This is a genomic window from Nocardia wallacei (assembly GCF_029869545.1).
Classification (GTDB): Bacteria; Actinomycetota; Actinomycetes; order Mycobacteriales; family Mycobacteriaceae; genus Nocardia; species Nocardia wallacei_A.
In genome coordinates this window covers 1-23,631 of sequence record NZ_JARWQD010000244.1, presented here as the reverse complement: position 1 = coordinate 23,631, position 23,631 = coordinate 1, and the positions used below count along the sequence as shown (strand labels likewise).

The following is a 23,631-nucleotide window of genomic DNA, read 5'->3' as shown; positions in this document are numbered from 1 at the left end:
GGGGGGGGTGGTTCTCCGGGGGGGGGGGGGCGGGGGGGGGGGGGGGGGGTGTCGGGCGGCCCCCCCCCCCCCCGGGCCGGAGGTTCGCACTCCGTACATGTTCTCGCACCTCTGACTGACGCCACAGCGGGTGCGGGAACTTGTACGGAGTGCGGGTGACGGCCACAGCGAAACGCCCGCCCGGAGTGGCTATCCGGGCGGGCGCGAGGCGAATTCCGTTGGGCCGCGGAGTCAACCGACGGCGGCGCCGATTCGCAGGGCGTGCGGCTCGATCGCGCCGCGGACCAGGGCCCGCTCGTCGATCGTCGCGGCGCGGTAGGGCAGCCGAGACAGCTTGCCGGTCATCACCTCGACCGGATCGGTGACCGGTTGCGCGACGCCGAACAGGAACGTCCACTCGTGCTCGTCGGAGCCGTAGGGGACGACCGTGTCGAACAGGTCGCGGAACCGCTGCCACGACCGCTTGAGGGTTTCGTTGCGCCACATGGTCGCACAGCCCGCCTGCGCCGCCAGCACGCCGCCGTCGGCCAGCAGCGCCCTACATCGGGTGAGGAATTCCTCCTCGTACAGGCGGTTGTGCTGGGCGTCCTCGACCCGCTCGTCGGGCAGGTCGATGACGATGACGTCGTAGCGCACGCCCTCGGCCTCCGCCTTACCCAGGAAGTCCCAGCCGTCGGCGTAGTGCATCCGGATCGGGCCGGTGCCCGCGACCGCCTCGGCCAGGTCGGCCTCGGTATAGCCGTAGGGCAGATGCCGTGCGCACAGCTCCACCTCGAGCTGATCGATGTCGACGTGGTCCACCCGGGAGGCGCCCGCCGCCACCGACATCTGGCTGGCGACGCCCTCGCCCGAGCCGATGATCAGCACGTTGTCCAGCTTCGCGGCCAGGGCGTAGGCCGGGACCAGCATCGCCTCGTGATAGGTCAGCTGGGAGAACTCGGTGGACTGGCGATCGTCGTCGGAGAACAGCGACACGCCCTGTTCGGTCCGCGCGATCACCATGTGCTGGAACGGAGTTCGGGTATCGACCAGCACCTCGGACAGATCCCAGATGCGGGTCAGCCCGGCACCCACCGGCTCGTGGATGCGCCGCGCGGAATGCCCGCGCTGAATGACCTCGGTGTGCACCGTCTCGGGGGACAGCTCCGCGGCCAGCAGATCGACCGCCTTGGTGGCACCCGCGCCGATGCTGCCGCAGGTGAACACGTCGACGAAGATGTCACCCGATTCCGGGTAGGTGTGAATGGAGGCATGCGACTCCGACAGCAGCGCCAGCACAGTGACGCCCATCGGCTCGAACTTCTTGTGCACCACATCGCAGATCGTCACGCCAGCGGCGACCAACGATTTTCGGAGTGCTGCTTCGAGGCGTTCGAGATCGTCGCAGAGGGCCGCGTCGACACCACCGAACTCGGCCAGCACGTGCCAGCCGGTGAATTCTGCCGTCATGGGCAAACTCACTCTCGCTCAGCGCCGATGACATGCACAGTCAAAGGCGGAAAACCGTTGAAGGACACCGACGAATAGCTCGCCGTATAAGCGCCGGTATCGAGGACCCGAACGGGATCACCGGCTCGCAGCGTGGTCGGTAGCAGGACCCGCGTGCGTTGATACAGTACATCGTCTCCGTCGCAGGTCGGTCCGGCAATCACCGCCTCGTCGCGGGGGTCACCGTCTCGCGAGGTCTCGAATCGGTAGGCGATGTACTCGTTCTCGGTTTCGGCCATACCGTTGTAGCGGCCGATATCGAGGTATATCCAGCGCCGCCCGTCCGGCGCGATGCGCACGTTCACGACCTCGGCGTGGATCACTCCGGCGTTGCCCACCAGGGCGCGGCCGGGTTCCACCACCAGTTCGGTGTGCTCCGGGAGGTGCCGTGCCGCCGCCTCGGCGATCACCGCACCCAGGTCGGACAGTTCCGGTGCCGGATCGGCGTACGAAATCGGCAGCCCGCCACCGATATTCACCGATCGCACCGCAATGTCCTTGACCGCCAACGCTTCCGCGATGGCGCCCGCCTGTTCGATGCCGATCTGCCACGCCACCGGGTCCAGCTGCTGCGAGCCCACGTGGAAGTAGGGCCCGACCGGCCGCAGGCCGAGGTCGCGGGCGCGCACCAGCAGCCGCACCGCCTCGCCCGGGGCGCAGCCGAACTTCGCCCCGAACGGGGTCTGCGACTGCGGGGCCGAGGCCAGGAAACGGCACTCCACCTCCGAACCCGGCGCGTGCTCGGCGATGCGATCGAGGTCGTCCTCGGTATCGAAGGCGTAGCGGCGCACCCCCGCGGCGTAGGCGGCCGCGATCTGGCTCGCCTTCTTCAGGGGATTGCCGTAGCACAGCGCGCCCGGGTCGACGCCCAGGCTCAGGCACTGCTCGATCTCACCGACACTGGCGACATCGAATTCCGCGCCCGCCGCGGCGAGCAGCCGGATGATCTCCGGCATCGGAGATGCCTTGACCGCGAACCGAATTCGCGCCGGGTGGTTGTCCCCCAGCCCGCCCAGCGCGGACCGCAGTGCGCGGTAGTTGTCGCGCACCCGGGCGAGATCGATGACGAGACGAGGCGACTCGGGCGCGTGTGTATCCAACAATCTAAGGGGACTCTCTTTCTTCCGGGCAGCCTCCCCGCTGCAGGCAGCGAGCGCGAGAGTATCAGCGGGGTGGCCGGAAAAACGAACCGGATTGACGTCGTCTTGATCACTGACGGAGACGGCGGGCAGGGTTGTCCGAGACGGGTCTTCGGAGTCCGTTCATCCCGCCGTCACCGCCACGTCGTCGAAGACCACCTCACCGGCGGCGTCGGATTCGGCCAGATCGACGACCGCGTCGACCGACCAGCCGTGATCACCGGCCGGATCGTCGAGCACCTGGCGCACATGCCAGAAGCCGGGGCGCTGCTCGAGCTGGAACAACCGCGGGCCGCGCGCGTTCGGACCCGTGCCGATCTCGCCGTATTCCTCGAAGTACGGTGCGAGGTCGTGCTCCCAGTCCGGGCCGTCGCCGAGGTCGTCGAGCGCCTGCCAGCGGCGCAGCGCGGCCATCTCGACGCGGCGGAACACGGCATTGCGCACCATGACCTTGAACGCGCGCTCGTTGGCCGAGATCGGGCGCACGGTCTCCGCGCCGAAGGCCAGCTGCTCGGAGTCGTTCTCCGCGCCCGGGTTGGTGAGCTGCTCCCACTCGTCGAGCAGGCTCGAATCGACCTGCCGGACCAGCTCGCCGAGCCATTCGGTGACGTCCTCGAGCTCCTCGGTGCGCGCGGATTCGGGGACGGTGCGGCGCAGCGCGCGGTAGGCGTCGGCGAGGTAGCGCAGCACCATGCCCTCCGAGCGCGCCAGCTCGTATTCACCGATCAGTTCCGCGAAAGTCATTGAGCGTTCGATCATTTCGCGCACCACCGACTTGGGGGCGGGGCTGAACTCCGATACCCAGGGATGCCCGGCGCGGTAGGTCTCGAAGGCCGGTTCGATCAGCTCGGCGAGCGGCTTGGGCCAGGTGATGTCCTCGATGAGCTCCATGCGCTCGTCGTAGTCGATGCCGTCGGCCTTCATCTCCCCGATGGCGGCGCCGCGCGCCTTGTGCTGCTGGGCGAGCAGCAGCTGACGCGGGTCCTCCAGCGTGGATTCGATGATCGACACCACATCCAGTGTGTAAGTCGGGGCGTCGCTGTCAAGTAGTTCCAGGGCGGCCAGGGCGAACGGCGACAGCGGCTGGTCGAGGGCGAAGTCGCGCTGCAGGTCGACGGTCAGCCGGGCGCGGCGGCCCGACTCGTCGGGCTCGTCGAGTTGCTGCACTACCCCGGCGTCGCGCAGCGCGCGATACAGCCGAATCGCTTTGAGGATATGTTTACGCTGCGCCTGGCGCGGCTCGTGATTGTCCTCGAGCAGATGCCGCATCGCGTCGAAGCAGTTGCCGGGTCGGGCGATGACATTGAGCAGCATCGAATTGGTGACCCGGAAGCGCGACACCATCGGCTCCGGCTCGGCGGCGACGAGGCGGTCGAAGGTGTCCTCGGACCACGACACGAAGCCCTCCGGCGGCTTGCGGCGCTGCACCTTGCGCTGCTTCTTCGGATCGTCACCGGCCTTGGCGAGCAGCCGCGCGTTCTCGATCTCGTGCTCGGGCGCCTGCACCACGACCGTGCCGGTGGTGTCGTACCCCGCGCGCCCGGCCCGCCCGGAGATCTGATGGAATTCGCGGGCCTTCAGGCGCCGGGTGCGCACCCCGTCGAATTTGGTGAGGCCGGTGAGCAGCACGGTGCGGATCGGCACGTTGATGCCGACGCCCAGGGTGTCGGTGCCGCACACCACCTTCAGCAGGCCCTCCTGCGCCAGCCGTTCCACCAGGCGGCGGTACTTGGGCAGCATTCCGGCGTGGTGCACGCCGATGCCGTGCCGGATCAGCCGCGACAGCGTCCTGCCGAACCCGCTGGAGAAGCGGAAGCTGCCGATCGCCTCGGCGATGGCCTCCTTCTCCGCCTTGGACGCGAAGTTGACGCTGGTGAGCGCCTGCGCGCGTTCCAGCGCGGCGGCCTGGGTGAAATGGACGACGTAGACGGGGGACTGGTGGGTGGTGACCAGTTCCTCCAGTGTCTCGGTGATGGGCGTGCGACGATACGAAAACGTCAGGGGCACAGGGCGTTCCGAGCCGCTGACGAGGGCGGTGGGACGCCCGGTCCGGCGTTCCAGATCGCGGGCGAAGAAATCGACCTCGCCGAGCGTGGCCGACATCAGCAGGAATTGCGCCTTCGGCAGTTCCAGCAGCGGCACCTGCCAGGCCCAGCCGCGGTCGGGGTCGGCGTAGAAATGGAATTCGTCCATCACCACCTGGCCGACATCGGCGCCCGCGCCCTCGCGCAGGGCCAGATTGGCCAGGATCTCCGCGGTCGCGCAGATGATCGGCGCGGTCGGATTCACCGCGGCGTCGCCGGTCACCATGCCGACCCGGTCGGCGCCGAACACCTCGCACAGCGCGAAGAACTTCTCGCTGACCAGGGCCTTGATCGGTGCGGTGTAGTAGCTGCGCTGCCCGCGGTTGAGGGCGGCGAAATGCGCGCCCACCGCGACCATCGACTTTCCCGAACCCGTCGGGGTGGCGAGAATGACGTTGGCGCCGGTCATCAGCTCGAGCAGGGCCTCCTCCTGCGCGGGGTACAGCTCGAGGCCCTGATCGATCGTCCATTCGGCGAAGGTCTCGTACAGCCAGTCCGCGTCCACGTCGGGCACGACACGGTCGGGGATCAATTCGGAAAGCTGCACGTGCTTCAACGTTACCGGCAGGGGCGGGCCGTACCGCAAACCGCTACGCCGGGACTACCTCGGTTCGCCGCCCTCGGCGCCGTCGCCGAACTCGCCCTGCTCGGCGAGGAAGCGCTCGAACTCGGCACCCAGCTCGTCGCCGGTCGGCAGGTCGGCCTCCCGCGCGAGCAGGCTGGACTGGCGTTCCTGCGCGGTGACGAAGCTGTCGTACTGGCGTTCCAGGGCGTTGACCACCGTCTCCACCTCGGTGTTGCCCGCGATGTGCTCGTTGACCTGTTCGCGGACCTTGGCCGCCGACTCGCTCAGCGCGGCCAGCGGTAGCTGCAGTCCGGCGTTCTCGGCCACGTTCTCGAGCAGCGTCTGCGCCGCCTCCGGGTAGGCGGTCTGCGCCAGGTAGTGCGGCACGTGCACGGAGAAGCCGATCGACTCCTGGCCGTGCTGGGCCATCCGGTACTCCAGCAGCGACGAGGCGCTGCCCGGTACCTGCAGCTCGCCCGGCCAGCGCTGATGTTCGCCGATCAGGTCCCGGTCGCTGGCGTGCGCGGTGACGCCGAGCGGGCGGGTGTGCGGGATCGCCATCGGAATGGCCGACAGGCCGATCGTGCGCCGCACGCCGAGCTGTTCGGCCAGCAGCCGCGTGGCCGTGACGAATTTCTCCCAGCGCAGATCCGGCTCCAGCCCGGCCAGCAGCAGGAACGGGGTGCCTGCGGTATCGCGCAGCGCCCAGAGGTTCAGCTCCGGGTCGGCGTAGTCGGAGAAGTGGTCGGTCTTGAACGTCATCAGCGGGCGCCGCGAGCGGTAGTCGAGCAGCTCGTCCACGTCGAACGAGGCGACCAGCTCCGATTCGAGGCTCTCGCGCAGATGCGTGGTGGCCAGGCGTACCGCGTGGCCGGCGTCGGTGAAGCCCTCCAACCCGTGCACCAGCACCGGACCAGCGCCGTCGGCGGACGACAGCTGCGGAGCGGGGAACTCCAGCTCGTACATTCGCGACTCGTAGTCCATCGCGTACTCCTTCCTGCGTGGTGCGCCCGCATCCGCTGCGTGGTGGGTCGACGGTTCCCGCCGTCACAACCGGCGGCGGATGTGGTGTGGCGAACCACCTTCATTGTCTCTCATGTGCTTCGGAGGCCGCGCCGGGTGGGTGCACCGCACCTGGGGACAACGAGTGCGAGGCTGTTCGCATTCCCCGGGCACCCCGGCGTGGCAGGACCGGCGAACGGTCGGCGTTCGGCATAGTGGATGTGTGATCGTGCCGGATTCGCCGGGTCCGCGGCCGCGCCTGCGCTGCGGCGCGGCGGCGCGTGTGCTGGTCGGCACGGCACTGATCGCCCTGCTCGCGGCGTGCGGTGAGACCGTGCCGGGCACGCCGGTGCCCACGCAGCACACCGCGATCACCCGGCATATCGGCACCCCGCTGGCGCGGCTGCTGCCCGGCCAGGATCTGTTCCCGGCCCGCTACGCGACGGTGGTGCTGCCGGTCGACCAGGCCCGCCGCGCGGTCGCCGACCTGGCGGGCGTGCCGCCCGGCGCGGTGGCCGACCCCGAGGACTGCGCGCCGCCACAGCCGCGGTTCGACACCGATCGGCTCGCCGTCGTGGTGGGCACCGACAACCAGACCCGCGCCACCCTCACCGTCGAGCTGAGCCGGACCGACCAGCCGATGGCGCGGCTGCGAGATCAGCTGGGGCACTGCGAAGCCGTGCGGGTGCAGCGCGGGCCGCTCGCGAATGCCGTTGTGACACAGGTGGAGTCGCCGCCACCGGTCGCCGCCGACGACGCCCTCGCGCTGCGGCGCACGGTATCCGGGCCGGTCGGCGGTCCGGGGCTCACCCAGTCCATGCGCACGCTGGTGGCGCAGGTCGGTGATGTGCGCATCAACGCCACCTATATGAGCTACGAGGGTGCGGCACCGGATATGGCGGCGCTCGGCGGCGTGTTCGATGCCACAGTCGCGAATGTCCGGAAAGGCTGAAAGACGCACGCGCCCGGTCTTTTTCGGCGACGACCGCGCGTGTGTGGGAGTGATACCCGGGACACCGGCGCCGCGTCGCGGAGTACGTTCGGACCCATGGCGAAACTTGGTACAACCGATTTGGATGTGTTTCCCCTCTGCCTCGGTGGCAACGTGTTCGGATGGACCGCCGACCAGGACGCCTCGTTCGCGGTGCTGGACGCCTACGCGGCGGCGGGCGGCAACTTCGTCGACACCGCCGACGTGTACTCGGCCTGGGTACCCGGCAACAGCGGCGGTGAATCCGAGACCGTCCTCGGCCGCTGGCTCGCGCGCGGCAACCGCGACAGCATGGTGATCGCCACCAAAGGCAGCCGGCTCGCGCCGTACGAGGGCTTGTCCGCCAAGGCGATTCGCGGTGCGGCCGAGGCGTCGCTGCGGCGGCTCGGCACCGACTACATCGACCTGTATTACGCCCACTACGACGATCCCGACACGCCGGTGGAGGAGACGCTCGCCGCGTACGGCGAGCTGGTCCGTGCGGGCAAGGTGCGGTATGTGGCGGTGTCCAATATGTCCCCCGACCGCATCCGCGCATCGCTGGCCGTCGCCGACCGGGAGGGGCTGCCCCGGTACGCGGCCATCCAGCCGCACTACAACCTGGTGGAGCGGGCCGGGTTCGAGCGGGACGTGCTCCCGCTGACGAGCGCCGAGGGCCTGGCGACCGTCCCGTACTACGCGCTCGCCAAGGGCTTCCTGACCGGCAAGTACCGGCCGGGTGTCGAGGTGGACAGCCCGCGCGCCCAGGGCGCGGCGGCCTATCTGGACGCTCGCGGCGTGCGCGTGCTGGCCGAACTCGACCGCATCGCCGCCGCCCACGACGTCCCGGTCGCCGCGGTCTCCCTGGCCTGGCTCGCCGCCCGCCCCACGGTGGCCGCGCCGATCGCCAGCGCCCGCACGCCCGAGCAACTGGCCGACCTGCTGCCGGTGGGTGAGCTGCGGCTGTCCGATGCGGACCTGGCGGCGCTCACGACCGCCTCCGACTGAGAGGTCTGCGCACCTCGATGCGGACCATCTCGTCCGCTCCGCGCTGGAACCGGTAGGGCACGCCCTGGCGGGTCACGCGGTGGCCCGCCTCGCGCAATTCGCCGAGCAGGGTGTCCAGGAAGGGCACCGGATCGCCGGACCCCTGCACGACCAGCGGGAACACCCGGATCTCGCCGCGGGTGACCCGGGCCAGCTCGGCGAGCGCGGCGCGGTGCCAGTGCTCGTCGAACCGGTCGGACCAGGTGAACAGGAGGTGCGAGCACAGCGTCAGGTCGAAACGGCCGTTGCCGAACGGGAGGTCCGGCAACGCTCCCGCGACGTACCGGTCCGGATGCTCTCGCAGATCGGTGAGAAAGCGCTCCCCGGCGGCGCGGCGCAGCCGGGCGCGGCGGGCGGGGTCGCCATACCACTGCCAGTCGAAGCGGGCGGCGTGTGCGGCGATGATCCGGTCGCCGTCCTCGATGCCGGTCCGTACCCGCGCCGCGAGATCCTGCCGGTCCCCGCCGTAGACGGGGTCGACGGCCACGACGTCGCCGCCGGACTCCGCGGCGAAGCTGGAACCGCCCGCGCAGCAGTCCAGCACCCGGTGCGCGGGCGGCAGCCGCGCGGGCAGGTCGAACATGGCGCGATATTCGGCCGCCGAGCGAGAGGTCACCAACATGGCCCCATCGTGGCGTCGCCGGAACCGTTGCGTCCAAGAGATTTTCGTCGGCGTAGTGGATTCCGCACCTGCCCGGTGTGCGCAGACGCTGGCCGCGGTGACCCTATCAGCCCAGGGTGACACGGCACCGCCGATCCGCGCGGTCGCGCGCCCGTCGTGCACAGCGAACGCGTTGTCCCCAGACCATGGGTTCGCCCAGGTCGGTGCCCCGGCATCGACGGTCGAGCGGAGCAGGCTGTGCCGCATGACGACTCCCGCCGAACCCGCTCCCGCAGACAACGACTCCGCCGCCCCCGCCCGCGGCGGACAGCGCCGCGGCGCACCCCCTCCGGGCGGCTCGTGCCCGCGAACCATACGCACGCAGCCGGACCGTGGTCTGCCCGACCCCAACGCCACCTTCCGCGAAGCGCCGAGCGACAGTGCGCCGGAGCACAGCGATCCGGAAGGCGACGCACCCGACAACGCTCCCCGCGGCGGCGCCACACGGGAACCCACGGTGTGGACTGGCGATGTGCCCGGCTTCGATCCGCGCGGTGGCCGTACGCGGGATTGCGGGATGCGGGGTGGTGATGTGCCCGGTTTCGATCCGCGTGGTGGTCGTACGCGGGATTGCGGGGTGCGGCGTGGTGATGTGCCCGGTTTCGATCCGCGTGGTGGTCGTACGCGGGATTGCGGGGTGCGGGGTGGTGATGTGCCCGGCTTCGATTCGCGTGGCGGACCCGTGCAGGACGACGGGGTGCGGGATGGTGGTGGGCCGGGTCGAGATGGGCGGGGCGGGCGGGTGCTGGGTGGTGGTGTGCCGAGTGGGTCGTCTGGGGAGGGTTTGGGTGGTCCGGGCGGGGCGCGGTCGCCGTGGGCCGAGGCCGGGTTGCGGGTGGAGGAGCCCGGGGAGTTCATTGCGGGGGTGCCCGCGCTGCTGGGGTTCGTGCCGCATCGGTCGCTGGTGGTATGCATGTTGCAGGAGGCGCCGGAGCGGCCCGGATCCGTCTTTCTCGGGGCGATGGCGCGCCACGACCTGGATGTGCACGGATGCGGCGCGTGGGTGCGGGTGGCCGGGCAGCTGGCCGCGCTCTGCGTGCAGGAGGACGCGGCGGGCGTGCTCGTCCTGATCGTGGACGACCGGGCCGGGGCGCCCCATGCGGACCGGCCTGGTGCGCGCGCCGGGCGGCACCGCGACCTGCTCCGCATTCTCGACGGAGCCCTGCGCGAGGCCGGGATCGAGCTGGCCGAGGCCTGCGCGGTGCGCGAGATCGCGGCCGGGGCACCCTGGTGGAGCCTGCTCGAACCCGGTTCCACCGGACGGCAATCCGACCCGGCCACGTCGCCGATCACGCTGGCGCACGTGCTCGACGGCCGCCCGATCCGGGCGTGCCGCGCCGAGCTGACCGAGATCATCGGCGTCGACCCGGAATCCCGCGCCGAGGTCGGCGACAAGCTCGACGAGGCCGTCGCCGCGGCCCGCCGCCGGCACCGGCAGGCCGCGTGCCGCTGCGAGCCCGGTTCCTATAGCCGCTTCGCCCTCGAACTGGTGTTGCGGCGAGTGTCGGTCCTCGGCGCACCCGACGGCACGGTGCTGCCGTCCGATCTCGCCGAAGTGGCCGTGGCGCTACGGGATTCCACCGTCCGCGACGCCTCGTTCGCGCTGGCACTCGGGGATCAGGCGGTGGCCGCGGAGGTGCTGTGGTCGCTGCTGTGCCGCGCCCTCACCGGCTCCGACCGGGCCGAGGCGGCCACCCTGCTCGCCTACAGCGCCTACGCCAACGGCGACGGACCGCTGGCCGGGGTGGCCCTGGAGGCCGCGCTGGAGGCCGACCCGCGGCACACCATCGCCCGGCTCCTGGACGCCGCGCTGCGCACCGGGATGCCACCGCGGGAGATCCGCAAACTCGCGCTCAGCGGGCGCAGCACCGCGGCGAACCTGGGGGTGGAGATCGCCATCGATCCAGCCCGGTGCGAACCGTGAAAACCGGTGCGGCGCGGGAACTACCGCGCGCTGTGGGCGCGCTCGCCCAGCGCCTGCAGGAAATCCCATGCGTCGGAGACGATCTCGTCGAGATCGTTGTGCCGCGGGGTCCAGCCCAGCTCGGCCACGGCCCGCTCGCTCGACGCGATCAGCACCGCGGGGTCCCCGGCGCGGCGCGGGGAGTCCACGGCCGGGATCGGGCGCCCGGTCACCCGCTCGCACGACGAGATCACCTGGCGCACCGAGAAACCCGTGCCGCTGCCCAGATTGAAGATGCGGTGCGTGCCCGCCTGCGACCCGGCCAGCGCCAGCAGATGCGCCTGCGCCAGATCGAGGATGTGGATGTAGTCGCGGATCGCGGTGCCGTCGGGGGTCGGATAGTCGGTGCCGAATACCGAGATCGACTCCCGCTGGCCCAGCGCGGTCTGCAGCACCAGGGGGATGAGATGCGTTTCCACCACCCGGTTCTCGCCGAGGCCGCCGTAGGCACCGGCGACGTTGAAATAGCGCAGGCTGGTCGCCGCCAGCCCGTGCGCCACGGCGTAGGAGGTGATGGCGTGGTCGATGGCCAGCTTCGACGCACCGTACGGATTGGTCGGCCGGGTGGGCGCGTCCTCGGTGATCGGCACCTGCTCCGGCTCGCCGTACACCGCCGCGGTGGACGAGAACACCAGCCGCGGAGTCCCGGCGCGGCGCATCGCCTCGAGCAATGCCAGCGTCTTCACCACATTGCCGTGCCAGTACTTCTCCGGCTGCTGTACCGACTCGCCGACCAGCGACTGCGCCGCGAAATGCAGCACGCCGTCGAAGGATTCGGACTCGATGAGATCCACGCCCACGGTCGCGATATCGCCGTCCACGAACTTCGCACCGCTGGGGACCCCGTCGGCGTTCCCGGTGGACAGATCGTCGACCACGACCACCTCGTGGCCGTCCTCGATCAGCACCTGGGCGCACACCCCGCCGACGTACCCGGCGCCACCCGTCACCAGAAGTTTCATCGATCAGACCAGCTTCACCTGGACGGCGTGGGCCATCTCGTCGGACAGCTCGAAACCCTCGTGGCCCGGCACCGAGATGATGACCGCGCCCGGCTTGGTCTCCACCGTGACGCGCGCGTCGGGCACCACACCGGCCTCCCGCAGCTGACCGATGATGTCGGGATCGGTCTGGATGTGCTCGGACAGCCGCCGCACCACGACCGCCGACACCTGGCCGGAAGGCAGGTCCGACAGCCGGATCAGCTTCTCCTCGTCGGTGGAGGCCGAGACCACGCCCAGCTCGTCCAGGCCGGGGATCGGGTTGCCGTAGGGGGAGGTGGTGGGGTTGTTGAGCACCTCGACCAGGCGGCGTTCGACGTCCTCGCTCATCACGTGTTCCCAGCGGCATGCCTCGGCGTGCACGTTCTGCCAGTCCAGCCCGATCACATCGACCAGCAGGCGCTCGGCCAGCCGGTGCTTGCGCATGACGGCGATCGCCATGGCGCGGCCCTTGTCGGTGAGTTCGAGATGACGGTCGCCCGCGACACTCAGCAAACCGTCGCGCTCCATCCGAGCGACCGTCTGGCTCACCGTCGGCCCGCTCTGCTCGAGGCGTTCGGCGATGCGCGCGCGCAGCGGCGTGACGCCCTCCTCCTCGAGGTCGTAGATGGTACGGAGATACATCTCCGTGGTGTCGACCAGATCCTTCACCTGTTACCCCTTCGTCGGCACGAATTCTACCCACGCGCGGCTGCGAAACCGCGCGCCAGCATATTTCGCTCGTCCTGCGGAGATCCGGAGGACACCGGGCGCGCCCTCGATGCGCGCCCGCGGCCCGGCGCGCCCGCACTGTCTTGCATTTCTACTGCATCCCAACGACAAAAAGGGTGCGCTGCTTCCCCGTGTTCGGTTCTCGTTCGCGACCGGACCTGGTCGGGGCGGGTGTGCATTAGCGTGGCAGGCATGGCAAGCGACGCCACCGTGGTGTGGACCGACCGGTTCCTGGACTACACCTGGACGCCGGAGCACCCGATGAAACCCGCGCGCCTGCGGTTCACCATGGCGCTGGCCCGCGGTCTCGGGCTGCTGGAGGGCGTCGAGACGCTGGCGCCCGGCCCGGCCGGGGACGCCGACCTGTTGCGCATCCACACCCCGGCCTATGTCGACGCCGTCCGGCGGGCCGAGCCGCCCCTGCCCGGCGCGAGCCTGCCCGCGGCACCGCCGTTCGGGCTGGGATCCGCGGACAACCCGATATTCCCGCAGATGCACGAGGCGGCGTCGGTGATCGTGGGCGGCACCCTGGCCGCGGCGGGGGAGATCGCCGCCGGGCGCACCCGGCGCGCGGTGAGCATCGGCGGCGGCATGCACCATGCGATGCCCGCCGCGGCGGCCGGGTTCTGCGTCTACAACGATGTGGCCGTGGCCATCTCCTGGCTGCTGGACAACGGATTCGACCGCATCGCCTATGTCGACGTCGACGTCCACCACGGCGACGGCGTGCAGCGCGCCTTCTACGGCGACCCGCGGGTGCTGACCGTCTCGATCCACCAGCACCCGGCGACGCTGTGGCCGAACACCGGATGGCCGGAGGAGATCGGCTCGGGCGCCGCCGAGGGCACCGCGCTCAATCTCGCCGTGTTGCCCGGTACCCGGGATGCCCAGTGGCTGCGGGGATTTCATGCCGTGGTGCCCGGCGCGCTGGCGGCGTTCCGCCCGCAGATCCTGATCAGTCAGTGCGGCGTGGACACCCACCGGGAGGATCCGCTCGCCGATCTGGGCCTGACCGTGGACGGCCAGCGCGCGGCGTTCGCCGCGATGCGCGAACTGGCCGACCGCTACGCCGAGGGGCGCTGGCTGGCCGTCGGCGGGGGCGGCTACGGGCTGGTCCGGGTGGTGCCGCGAGCGTGGACCCACCTGCTCGCCATCGCGCTGGACCGCGGTATCGATCCCGCGACCCGGACCCCGGCCGAGTGGCGTGAGCAGATGCGCGCCTATGCCCCGGCGGTGCGCGCGCCGGAGACGATGAGCGATGGGGACGACATCACATTCGAGCGCTGGGACGGGCCGGGCGGCACCCGCGAGACTGGTGACGAGCGCGCCGACCGTGCGCAGCGCGCCCTCGACACCTCGGTCTTGGCCACGCGCCGAGCGACTTTCGGACTACTGGGACTGGACCCGGAGGATCCCCGTGACTGACCCCGACCGGACCGCCGATTCCGGGCAGGAAGATCCGGTGACGCGCCCTCGGGCAGCCGGAGAGCCGGACCCCGGCGCACCGGCGGGCAGCGTTGCGCCGCCGGGCTCCACCATGCAGTGGGGCCCGGATACCCCACAGAATCCGCCGCCACCGCCGCAGCACTGGTTCGCCGATGTGCTCGCCTCCGACGGCGGTGTCGTCCGCCTGCGCCCGATCACCCCCGATGACGCCGAGGCGCTGCAGCAGTTCCATGCCCAGCTGTCCGACCGCACCCGCTACCTGCGGTATTTCGGGCCCTACCCGCGGATGACGCCGAAGGATCTGTACCGCACCACCCATGTCGACTATCGCGACCGCGTCGGATTGGTCATCGAGCTGGGCGAGGCGATCATCGCGGTCGGCCGCTACGAACTGCTGTCCGACCGGGAGGGCCCGCGCGCGGCGGAGGTGGCGTTCGTGGTCGCCGACGGACACCAGGGCCGCGGACTGGGGTCGATCCTGCTGGAACATCTGGCCGGTGCCGCCGCCGAGAACGCCATCGAGACCTTCGTCGCCGAGGTGCTGGCGGAGAACAACGCGATGGTGACGGTGTTCCGCGACGCCGGGTATCAGGTGCAGCGCAGCCGCGACGGATCGGTGCTGCATCTGGAGTTCGCCATCGACCCCACCGAGGCGCTGCTGTCGGTGCGCGATTCGCGCGAGCGCGCCTCCGAGGCCCGCAGCGTCGGCAATCTGCTCAGCCCGGGCTCGGTGGCGGTGATCGGCGCGACCCCGTCGGCGGGGCGGGTCGGCGGCGCGGTGCTGGCCAACCTGCTGTCGGGGGTCTTCCAGGGGCCGGTGTTCCCGGTGAATCCGAACCGCAGCTCGGTGCGCGGGGTGCGCGCCTACCCGACCGTGCGCGACATCCCCGACGAGGTGGATCTGGCGGTGGTGGCGGTGCCCGCGCCCGAGATCGGCTCGGTGCTCGACGACTGTATGGCCAAGGGCGTCAAGGGTTTGGTGGTGCTGACCGCCGGATTCTCCGAGACCGGACCGGCCGGTTACGCCGCCGAGCGCGACCTGGTCGACGCCGTGCGCGGGCACGGCATGCGGGTGGTGGGCCCGAGCGCGCTCGGCATCGCCAACACCGACCCGGTCGTGTCGCTCAACGCCACCCTCGCCACGGTGCTGCCCGGGCGCGGTCGGGTCGGCTTCTTCTGCCAGTCGGGCCCGCTGGGCGCGGCGATCCTCGGCGAGGCCGCGGCGCGAAAGCTGGGCCTGTCGACCTTCGTCTCCGCGGGCAACCGCGCCGACGTCTCCGGCAACGACCTGCTGCAGTACTGGGACACCGACCCGGCGACCGACGTGGTGCTGCTGTATCTGGAGACGTTCGGCAACCCGCGCAAGTTCTCCCGGATCGCGCGGCGGGTGGCGCGCACCAAGCCGATCGTCGTGGTCAGCAGCGGCCGCAACGCCACCCGCACGGTGCCGGTGAGCGCCCTGGAGCGCTCGGTGGAGCGGGACCTGTTCGCCCAGGCCGGGATCGTGCAGGTCGACACCATCTCCGAACTGTTCGACTGCGCGATGCTGCTGGCCTACCAGCCGCTGCCCGCCGGCCGGCGCCTGGCGGTGATCGGCAACAGCCCCGCGCTGGGCTGGCTGGCGGTCGACGCGGCCCGCGGTGAAGGGCTCGAGGTCGGGGCGCCGTCGGATCTGGGCCCGCAGGCCGACCCGGCCGACTTCCTGACGGCCGTGGCGGCGGCCGTGGACGCCCCCGACGTCGACGCCGTGATCGTGATCTTCGCACCGCCGGTGCCCACGTCGGTGGCGGCGTTCGCGGAGGCCATCCGGTCCGGTGCGCAGGCCGCGACCAAACCGGTGCTCACCACCTTCGTCGCCGACCACGGCATGCCCAATCTGCTCACGGTGCGGGGTGCCGGTGGCACGGTCGAGCGCGGCTCGATCCCGTCGTATCCCGATCCCGAGCGGGCGGCGCGGGCGCTGGCGCGGGTGCGCCGCTACGCCGACTGGCGCACCCGGCCGGTCTCGGCGATCGTGCGCCCCGCCGATGTCGACCGCGAGCGCGCCCGAAAACTGGTGGGGGAGTGGATGTCCCGCGCGCCCGAGGGGCATTGGCTCGGCGATCTCGAGGCGGCCGACCTGCTGGCCTGCTACGGCATCCACGTCGTCGAGTTCCGGGAGGTGCGCGACGAGGACGCCGCCGAACGGGCGGCCGCGGACCTGGGCTATCCGGTGGCGGCCAAGGCGACCGGCGAACTGTGGCGCAACCGGCCCGACCTGACCGGCGTGCGGCTCGACCTGTGGCGGCCCTCGGCGGTGCGGCGGGCGTATACCGACCTGGCCGAGGTGTCCGGCAACGAGGTGGTGCACATCCAGAAGATGGCGACCAAGGGCGTGGGCTGCGTGCTGCGCGTGCAGGACGACCCGTCGTTCGGCTCGGTGATCAGCTTCGGCCTGTCCGGCACCATCATCGACCTGCTCGGCGACCGGGTCTACCGCGCGCTGCCACTGACCGAGGCCGAATCGACGGCATTGATCGGCGCCCCCCGCGCCGCCCCGCTCCTCGACGGCGAGACGGGAGTGCCCGGCAAGACGATCGGCGAGCCGGTGGACAAACGCGCGCTATCCGAACTGGCACAACGTATTTCGGCGCTGTGCGACGACCTGCCCGAGGTCCGCGAACTGTCGGTCGAGCCGGTCCTCGCCGCGCCCGAGGGCGCCGCGATCCTGTACGCCCGCGTCCGGATCGGCCCGGAACCGAGCCGCTTCGATGTCGGCCCGCGGCGCCTGGCGTAGGAGGGCGCCGATCGTCGCGGCGGCTCGGGGCGAATGGCGACGCCTCGTCCGCGACCGTCCCGGTCGGTGCTCACCTGCGCTGACGCGCGACTTCCTCGGCGGCCGCCAGCACCTCCGGTAGCTCCGTGAACCCGTCATCGGCGAGGAAGTGGCCGCCGCCGGGGACCACGACCTGCTCCGCGCCGAGCAGTTCGGCCAGCGTGCGGGAGGCGGTCGAGGGGACGACCTCGTCGTTGTCGGAGTAGATCATCGTGCGGACGTCTATGCGCGCGGCCAGCGCCGCGACCTCCGGGCTGTCGGCGAGATAGTTGTCGATCTCCGGAATCACGGACAGCCTGCCGAGGAATCCGGCGACGGAGACGAAACCGCCCAGCCGCCAACCGGATTCGAGTCCGGAGAGGAACCGCAGCGCGGTGATGGTACCGAGGCTGTGGGCGATGAGCAGGGTGTCCTCGTCGACGGTCCCGATCTCGGCGGCCAGCCGGGCGTCCCACTCCTGCCGGACCGGCGCGGTGGGGGTGGGCAGCTCCACGATCGACACCCGATGGCCCTGCGCGGTCAGCTGCTCGGCCAGCCACGGAAACCAGTGGGCCTCGACGTCGGCGGAGTACCCGTGAATGATAAAGATTCGCACGGGCTACGGAACTGCGGGTCCGGGAGCGGTATTCCGGATCGACCGGCACATCGGCCGCCGAGTGCCGTATCTCACCCCCGCCGCAGGTGGGGCGGGCCGATGCCGCACGCCGTCATGGTCGATACTGGCCGTATGCGCGAAGATCAGATCGAGGCTGCCACCGCGCCACTGCGGGACGATATCCGATTCCTGGGTGCGATCCTGGGCGAGACGATCCGCGACCACGAGGGCCCGGAGGTCTTCGACCTCATCGAGCGCGTGCGGGTGGAGGCGTTCCGGGTACGCCGCTCCGAGGTGGAACGCAGCGCGGTCGCGGATATGCTGCGCGACACCGACATTCACGTGGCGATACCGTTGATCCGGGCGTTCAGCCACTTCCTGCTGCTGGCCAACCTGGCCGAGGACCTGCAGCGTGACCGGCGCCGGGCGGTCCACGTGGGGGCCGGGGAGCCGCCGCAGGATTCCAGCCTGGCGGCCACCTACCGCAAGCTCGACGAGATCCGCCCCGGCGGCCCGGACGGTGCCGCCGTCGCCGATCTGCTGAGCGACGCGCTGGTGTCCCCGGTGATCACCGCCCACCCCACCGAGACCCGCCGCCGCACCGTCTTCGACGTGCAGTCCCGCATCACCGAGCTGATGCGCCGCCGCCAGCGCTACGGCGAGTCCGAGCCGGAGTACGCCGAGATCGACACCCAGCTGCGGCGGCAGGTGCTAACGCTGTGGCGCACCGCGCTGATCCGGTTGGCGCGCTTGCGCATTCAGGACGAGATCGAGGTCGGCCTGCGCTACTACGATATGACCCTGCTCGAGGTCATCCCGCGCATCAACGCCGAGGTGCGCGCCGAACTGCGGGCCCGCTGGCCCGGCCACGACCTGCTGCGGCGGCCGATCCTGCGCCCGGGCTCGTGGATCGGCGGCGACCGCGACGGCAATCCGAACGTCACCGGCGAGGTGGTGCACCGGGCCACCCACCGCGCGGGCGCGGTCGCCCTCGGCTATTACCTGAAAGAGCTTGTCGGACTGGAGAAGTCGCTGTCGCAGTCGGCTCGCCTCGTGTCGGTGACGCCCGAACTGGCGGAGCTGGCCGACGCCGGTTTCGACGAGTCGCCGCAGCGCGCCGACGAGCCGTATCGCCGCGCGATCCGCGGGATCCGGGCCCGGCTGACGGCGACCGCGCGCCGGTCGCTGGGCGAGGTCCCGGGCGAGGGCGTCGGTGCGGGCCGCCCGGCGGCGGAGGGCTCCGGAGGCGAGTTTCCCGTCGCCGAGCCGTACGGCTCCCCGCGGGAGCTGCTGGACGACCTGAATGTCGTCGACGCCTCGATGCGCGCCTCCGGCGACGGCCTGCTCGCCGACGACCGGCTGGCCGCCCTGCGCGGCGCGGTCGAGACGTTCGGCTTCCACCTGCAGGGCCTGGACATGCGCCAGAACTCCGAGGTGCACGAGCAGGTGGTCGCCGAGCTGTTCGCCTGGGCCGGAGTGCATTCCGGCTACGCGAGCCTGCCCGAGACGCAGCGCGTGGAGCTGCTGTCCGCCGAGCTGAACACCCGCCGACCCCTGCTCGGGCCGACCGCGCGGCTGAGCGAACTGGCGGTCAAGGAACTCGGCGTGCTGCGCGCCGCCGCGGCCGCCCTCGACGACCTGGGCCCCGACACCGTGCCCAACTACATCATCAGCATGTGCACCTCGGTCAGCGATGTGCTGGAGGCGGCGCTGCTGCTGAAGGAGGCGGGCATCCTCGATCCGGGCGATGCCGACACCCCGCCGAGCAGCCCGGCGGGCGTGGTGCCGCTGTTCGAGACCATCGACGACCTGCGCCACGGCGCGGAAACCCTGGTCGCCGCGCTGGAGGTGCCCGCCTATCACCGGCTGGTGGCGGCGCGGGGCATGCGGCAGGAGGTCATGCTCGGCTACTCCGATTCCAACAAGGACGGCGGCTACCTGGCTGCCAACTGGGCGCTGTACCGGGCGGAGCTGGATCTGGTGGAGGCCGCGCGCAAGACCGGAATTCGGTTGCGGCTGTTCCACGGTCGCGGCGGCACCGTCGGTCGCGGCGGCGGGCGCAGCTACGACGCCATCCTCGCCCAGCCCGTCGGCGCGGTGCGCGGCTCGCTGCGCCTGACCGAACAGGGTGAGGTGATCTCCACCAAATACGCCGATCCCGGGACCGCCCACCGCAATATGGAGGCCCTGGTCGCGGGCACCCTGGAATCGACGCTGCTGGACGTGGAGGGTCTGGGCGCCGACGCCGAACCGGCCTACGACCTGTTCGACGACCTCGCCGAGGCGGCGCGGCAGGCGTATGCGCGGCTGGTGCACGACACTCCGGGCTTCGTCGAGTATTTCCGCGCCTCCACGCCGATCGCGGAGGTCGCCGATCTCAACCTGGGCAGCCGCCCGGCGTCGCGCAAGCCCACCAACTCCGTCGGCGACCTGCGCGCGATCCCGTGGGTGATGGCCTGGAGCCAGGCGCGGGTGATGCTGCCGGGCTGGTACGGCACCGGCACCGCCCTCGAACAGTGGGTGGGCGAGGATCCGCAGCGCCTGGCCACCCTGGCGGATCTGTATCGGCGCTGGCCGTTCTTCCGCACCGTGATGTCGAACCTGGCGCAGGTGATGGCGAAGGCCGATATGGATATCGCGGCCCGCTACGCCGAGCTGGTGGAGGATGCGACGTTGCGCGACACCATCTTCGGCATGATCCGCGAGGAGTTCGACCGCACGGCCCGCATGCACGCCGCCGTCACCGGCAGCGACCAGTTGCTCGCCGACAATCCGGCGCTGGCCGAATCCATCCGCAACCGTTTCCCGTACCTGGAACCGCTCAACCAGATGCAGGTGGAGCTGCTGCGCCGCCGCCGCGCCGGCGACGAGTCCGAACTCGTCGAACGCGGCATCCTGCTCACCATGAACGGTCTCGCCACGGCCCTGCGGAACTCGGGTTAACCGGTGCTGTTCACCAACCGGGTCGCCGCCCTGATCGCGGACGGCTCCGTGCGGGTGGTGTTCCGGCGGTGGGCCACGGCGCGCGCGAAGCCGGGCGGCCTGGTCCACACCTCGGCGGGGGTTGTCCGGATCGAGGCCGTGGATCGGGTCGATGCCGCCGATCTCACCGACGCCGATGCCCGGGCGGCGGGCGAGGACTCACTCGCCGGGTTGCTCGCGACCTTCCGCGGGCCCGCCTCGAACCCGGTTTTCCGCATCTCCGTCGCCTTCCACGGCCCCGACCCGCGCCTGCCGCTCGGCGAGCGCACCGAACTCTCCGGGCCCGAGATCGACGAGATCCGTTCGCGCCTCGGCAGGCTCGACCGGCGCGCGGAGCGACCCTGGACCCTCGCCACGCTGCGGTGCATCGCGGAATACCCGGGTACGCGGTCCGCTGACCTCGCGGGACTGCTCGGCGAGCCGGACAAGGACCGCCTGAAGCTCCGCATCCGCCGGTTGAAGAACCTCGGGCTCACCCGCAGCCTCCCGACGGGTTACGCGCTGTCGCCCCGCGGCGGCGCCTACCTCGCCCACGAGCAGGCTTAGCTCCGGCACGGGCCGTCCCGGACAGCGCCCGGAGCGGCGGTGGGCGCTGATTCACGGTAGTGGCCCGGCGCCCGGGCTCGGACGGCCCGGCGGATGCGGGTACGGGACGGAACCGCGGGTTCGCCGTCGGCGGATCATCCACAGCAGCACGGCCGTGCTGACGAACGGAACCAGCACGAATGCCAATCCGATCAGGGCGCTGTCGGGGTCGTCGACGGTAGTGTGGCCCCACCGCTGTCCGCCGAGGTATTGCGCGCCCACCTGGAACGCGGTGTGGAATCCCAGGCACGGCCACAGGCTGCCGGTGGTGACCCGCAGAGCTCCCAGCAAGGTGCCGAAGGTGAACAGCAGGACGACGCGGTCGGGGTCGACCCACCCCAGCAGCACCGTGCCCCACAGCGTGAACAGCACCGCCTGGCCGACGACCGCCACCCACGTCGAATATCGCTCGCCGAGCGCGGAGAGCAGGTAGCCGCGGTAGGCCAGTTCCTCGGGGATCGGCTCGAACAGCAGCACCAGCGCGGTGAGCAGGGAGATGGTGCCGATCAGCCCGGGTAGCGGCCCTCGCACGGTGATGTGCGCCCACCCGAGAGACAACACGACGGCCGTCGTGATCCCCGCCGGGACCGTCCAGCACGCGACGCCGAAAAGGAAAGGGCGCCAACCGGTTCGCAGCGGAGCGAGGCCGAAATCCGACCACGACCACGGGCGACGGTCGACGTGACGCCGCACGATGTAGAGAAGCGGGAGGGTGAATGCCGTCGCGGCGACAGCCCGCGCGATGTGCAGCCCGCGCGTGTAGTCCGATCCGGTCACCGCCGACAGCCCGTCGCCGATCAGTCGCCACCAGATCGCCACCGCGACAACGACTATCAGCGGCCCTGCCCACCACGACAGGTGTGTCCGTGATCGTTCCCCCCGAATCGTCATGGCTCCGAATATACCGGCGCGCAACGACATCCCGAGGCGTTCTCCGGCCGACCGGGCCGATAGGTAGGAAATTACCTACGTTTGACAGGTAGGAAAAATCCTACCTATAGTGCTCGGCATGACGATTTCGCAGATCAAGACCCTCACGGCCGTCGTCGACGACCAGGAACGAGCCAAGCGCTTCTACACCGAGGCGCTCGGCTTCGCCGTCCGCACCGATGTGACGATGGGCGACAACCGGTGGCTCGAGGTCGCACCCGGCGACTCCGGAACGGCCATCGTCCTGCACACACCGTTTCCGGGCGCGAACGCGGGGACGCTGGCCGGGGTCGTTCTCGGCAGCGACGACCTCGACGGCACGGTGACCCGCCTGCGGGACGCCGGAACCGAGGTGGGCGGACCGGAGGACATGCCCTGGGGACGCCAGGCGACGTTCGCCGACCCGGACGGCAATTCGTATGTCCTCGTCGCGAACGAGACACGGTGACAACGCTTTTCGAATCCGCGAGCGAACGAAGGGCCATGCCGCACCGCCTGAAATCCACGACCGCCGACCGGGTGTTCGGCGCGCTGGCGAATCCGACCCGGCGAGACATCCTGGACCTGTTGCTCGGCGGCGAGCGCACGGTCGGGGATATCGCGGATCGGTTCGATATGGCGCGTCCGAGCGTCTCCGAACACCTCCGGGTGCTGCGCGAGTGCGGTCTGGTCGGCGAGGACAAGCGCGGTCGGCACCGCTACTATCGCGTGGAGCCGGAACCCTTGCACGATCTGCAATCCTGGCTGGATCCCTTCGAACGCTATTGGCGCGCCCGGATGCGCGAACTGGGCGCCGTGCTGGACACGATGCCCGACGAAGCCGACGACAGGACGGAACCCGATCGGTGAGCGAGGACCCCCGCACAATCGAACTCGACCAGTTCTACCCGCATCCTCCGGCCAAGGTCTGGCGGGCGCTGACGACGCCGGAGCTGATGATCCGGTGGATGATGGAGCCGGAGGGATTCGAGCCCGTCGCCGGAAACCGATTCCGCTTGCGGGCCGAGCCGATTCCGGCCACCGGATTCTCGGGCGAGATCAGCTGCGAGGTCCTCGAGGCCGTGGCCCCGAAGCGCCTGCGGGTCACCTGGGACGACGCGGCGGCGGGCCCCACGGGCTGGACGGTCACCTGGGACCTGTACCCCGAGGGCCGGGGCACTCGGCTCGTGCTGACCCACACCGGATTCGACCCGGACGACCCCACCGCCCAGCTGTCCCGCAGCATCATGCGCGGCGGCTGGCCGGGCATGCTCCGCCGCCTCGGGACGGCACTCGAGTAGCGCCGATCCTCAACCGAGCGGCACGCAAAGCCGAACGACGCGCTCAGGGATTGTTGCCCTGGTGAGGCTGCTGACCGCCCGGCACGACCGGCGGCGTCGAATACCCGGGCGGCGGATAGCCCTGGGGCGGAGGTTGATTCCTGTTCTTGGTCGCGTAGACGAGGCCCACGCCTACCGCGATCGCCACGATCAGCAGCAGCAATATGCCCAGCAAGAACACGATGGATCCCATGGGAAGTGCCTATCACAGACCAAGCCGCACAGGACAATTGGCGGGAGGACCCAGTACAGCGCCCGCCCGTTAGCGCGAAGCCCGGAGGGGACGGGCTGGGCCGGCGCCCCCCGGCGCTCCGGGTGATCACCAACC

The 23,631-nt window shown here is 70.8% G+C and carries 20 protein-coding genes; 10 read left to right on the top strand and 10 right to left on the bottom strand.

The genetic code is table 11. The features are described from left to right. Positions 1-231: 231 nt before the first annotated feature. From speD to QH290_RS20665, 4 genes are all read right to left on the bottom strand, one after another. Positions 232-1,449 (bottom strand): adenosylmethionine decarboxylase, encoded by a 1,218-nt coding sequence (speD, locus tag QH290_RS20680; RefSeq protein WP_280269967.1) that lies wholly within the window; start codon positions 1,447-1,449, stop codon positions 232-234. 8 nt (positions 1,450-1,457) lie between these two features. Next, on the bottom strand, positions 1,458-2,588 hold the full coding sequence (locus tag QH290_RS20675) for a type III PLP-dependent enzyme (RefSeq protein ID WP_280384555.1): 1,131 nt from the start codon (positions 2,586-2,588) through the stop codon (positions 1,458-1,460). A gap of 162 nt (positions 2,589-2,750) precedes the next feature. Further along, positions 2,751-5,258: a DEAD/DEAH box helicase gene (locus tag QH290_RS20670; RefSeq protein ID WP_280384553.1), complete on the bottom strand. Its 2,508-nt coding sequence runs from the start codon at positions 5,256-5,258 to the stop codon at positions 2,751-2,753. A 54-nt stretch (positions 5,259-5,312) separates the two neighbouring features. Next, a complete protein-coding gene (locus tag QH290_RS20665; protein ID WP_280269970.1) occupies positions 5,313-6,260 on the bottom strand; it encodes a PAC2 family protein in 948 nt (315 codons plus the stop codon). 241 nt (positions 6,261-6,501) lie between these two features. On the opposite strand from QH290_RS20665, the gene QH290_RS20660 reads away from it, so the two are divergent. Together QH290_RS20660 and QH290_RS20655 are read left to right on the top strand one after the other, a co-directional pair. Beyond that, a complete protein-coding gene (locus tag QH290_RS20660) occupies positions 6,502-7,230 on the top strand; it encodes a sensor domain-containing protein (protein ID WP_280269971.1) in 729 nt (242 codons plus the stop codon). A 96-nt stretch (positions 7,231-7,326) separates the two neighbouring features. Continuing rightward, complete coding sequence (locus QH290_RS20655; protein WP_280269972.1) at positions 7,327-8,256, top strand: aldo/keto reductase; 930 nt, start codon at positions 7,327-7,329, stop codon at positions 8,254-8,256. Here the strand turns inward: QH290_RS20655 and QH290_RS20650 are convergent. Continuing rightward, positions 8,237-8,917, bottom strand: coding sequence for a hypothetical protein (locus tag QH290_RS20650; protein WP_280384551.1), 681 nt, complete (start codon positions 8,915-8,917; stop codon positions 8,237-8,239). The genes QH290_RS20655 and QH290_RS20650 overlap by 20 nt on opposite strands. Positions 8,918-9,740: 823 nt before the next feature. On the opposite strand from QH290_RS20650, the gene QH290_RS20645 reads away from it, so the two are divergent. Then, complete coding sequence (locus QH290_RS20645) at positions 9,741-10,880, top strand: DUF4192 domain-containing protein (RefSeq protein ID WP_280384549.1); 1,140 nt, start codon at positions 9,741-9,743, stop codon at positions 10,878-10,880. Between the two features lie 20 nt (positions 10,881-10,900). Here the strand turns inward: QH290_RS20645 and galE are convergent, their stop codons facing one another. Together galE and QH290_RS20635 are read right to left on the bottom strand one after the other, a co-directional pair. Further along, entirely contained in the window at positions 10,901-11,881 is a 981-nt protein-coding gene (gene galE, locus QH290_RS20640) for a UDP-glucose 4-epimerase GalE (protein WP_280265456.1), read from the bottom strand. A gap of 3 nt (positions 11,882-11,884) precedes the next feature. Then, entirely contained in the window at positions 11,885-12,571 is a 687-nt protein-coding gene (locus QH290_RS20635; protein ID WP_280265455.1) for an iron-dependent transcriptional repressor DtxR, read from the bottom strand. A 252-nt stretch (positions 12,572-12,823) separates the two neighbouring features. Between QH290_RS20635 and QH290_RS20630 the strand changes: the two genes are divergently transcribed. Together QH290_RS20630 and QH290_RS20625 are read left to right on the top strand one after the other, a co-directional pair. Further along, entirely contained in the window at positions 12,824-14,056 is a 1,233-nt protein-coding gene (locus QH290_RS20630) for an acetoin utilization protein AcuC (RefSeq protein ID WP_280384547.1), read from the top strand. A 37-nt stretch (positions 14,057-14,093) separates the two neighbouring features. Then, positions 14,094-16,853: a bifunctional acetate--CoA ligase family protein/GNAT family N-acetyltransferase gene (locus QH290_RS20625; protein ID WP_425301666.1), complete on the top strand. Its 2,760-nt coding sequence runs from the start codon at positions 14,094-14,096 to the stop codon at positions 16,851-16,853. A 70-nt stretch (positions 16,854-16,923) separates the two neighbouring features. Here QH290_RS20625 and QH290_RS20620 read toward each other — a convergent pair whose 3' ends face one another. Next, positions 16,924-17,487: an RBBP9/YdeN family alpha/beta hydrolase gene (locus QH290_RS20620; protein WP_280384545.1), complete on the bottom strand. Its 564-nt coding sequence runs from the start codon at positions 17,485-17,487 to the stop codon at positions 16,924-16,926. Positions 17,488-17,619: 132 nt separating this feature from the next. On the opposite strand from QH290_RS20620, the gene ppc reads away from it, so the two are divergent. Both ppc and QH290_RS20610 read left to right on the top strand, forming a co-directional pair. After that, complete coding sequence (gene ppc / locus QH290_RS20615; RefSeq protein ID WP_280384543.1) at positions 17,620-20,430, top strand: phosphoenolpyruvate carboxylase; 2,811 nt, start codon at positions 17,620-17,622, stop codon at positions 20,428-20,430. 3 nt (positions 20,431-20,433) lie between these two features. Next, the gene (locus tag QH290_RS20610) at positions 20,434-21,015 is read left to right on the top strand and encodes a hypothetical protein (RefSeq protein WP_280384541.1); all 582 of its coding nucleotides are present in this window, start codon (positions 20,434-20,436) and stop codon (positions 21,013-21,015) included. 51 nt (positions 21,016-21,066) lie between these two features. Here the strand turns inward: QH290_RS20610 and QH290_RS20605 are convergent, their stop codons facing one another. Then, positions 21,067-21,945: a CPBP family intramembrane glutamic endopeptidase gene (locus QH290_RS20605; protein ID WP_280384540.1), complete on the bottom strand. Its 879-nt coding sequence runs from the start codon at positions 21,943-21,945 to the stop codon at positions 21,067-21,069. A 118-nt stretch (positions 21,946-22,063) separates the two neighbouring features. Here QH290_RS20605 and QH290_RS20600 point away from each other — a divergent pair, with 118 nt between their 5' ends. The 3 genes from QH290_RS20600 to QH290_RS20590 are packed head-to-tail and all read left to right on the top strand — an operon-like array spanning position 22,064 to position 23,264. Continuing rightward, a complete protein-coding gene (locus tag QH290_RS20600; protein ID WP_280265449.1) occupies positions 22,064-22,432 on the top strand; it encodes a VOC family protein in 369 nt (122 codons plus the stop codon). Further along, positions 22,429-22,833, top strand: a complete 405-nt coding sequence (locus QH290_RS20595; protein ID WP_425301665.1) for an ArsR/SmtB family transcription factor — start codon at positions 22,429-22,431, stop codon at positions 22,831-22,833. The genes QH290_RS20600 and QH290_RS20595 overlap by 4 nt, the downstream gene beginning before the upstream one ends. Continuing rightward, positions 22,830-23,264, top strand: a complete 435-nt coding sequence (locus tag QH290_RS20590) for an SRPBCC family protein (protein WP_280265448.1) — start codon at positions 22,830-22,832, stop codon at positions 23,262-23,264. Before QH290_RS20595 ends, QH290_RS20590 begins: the two co-directional genes overlap by 4 nt. Before the next feature lie 43 nt (positions 23,265-23,307). Here the strand turns inward: QH290_RS20590 and QH290_RS20585 are convergent, their stop codons facing one another. Continuing rightward, positions 23,308-23,496: a hypothetical protein gene (locus tag QH290_RS20585; RefSeq protein WP_280265447.1), complete on the bottom strand. Its 189-nt coding sequence runs from the start codon at positions 23,494-23,496 to the stop codon at positions 23,308-23,310. Positions 23,497-23,631 lie beyond the last annotated feature (135 nt).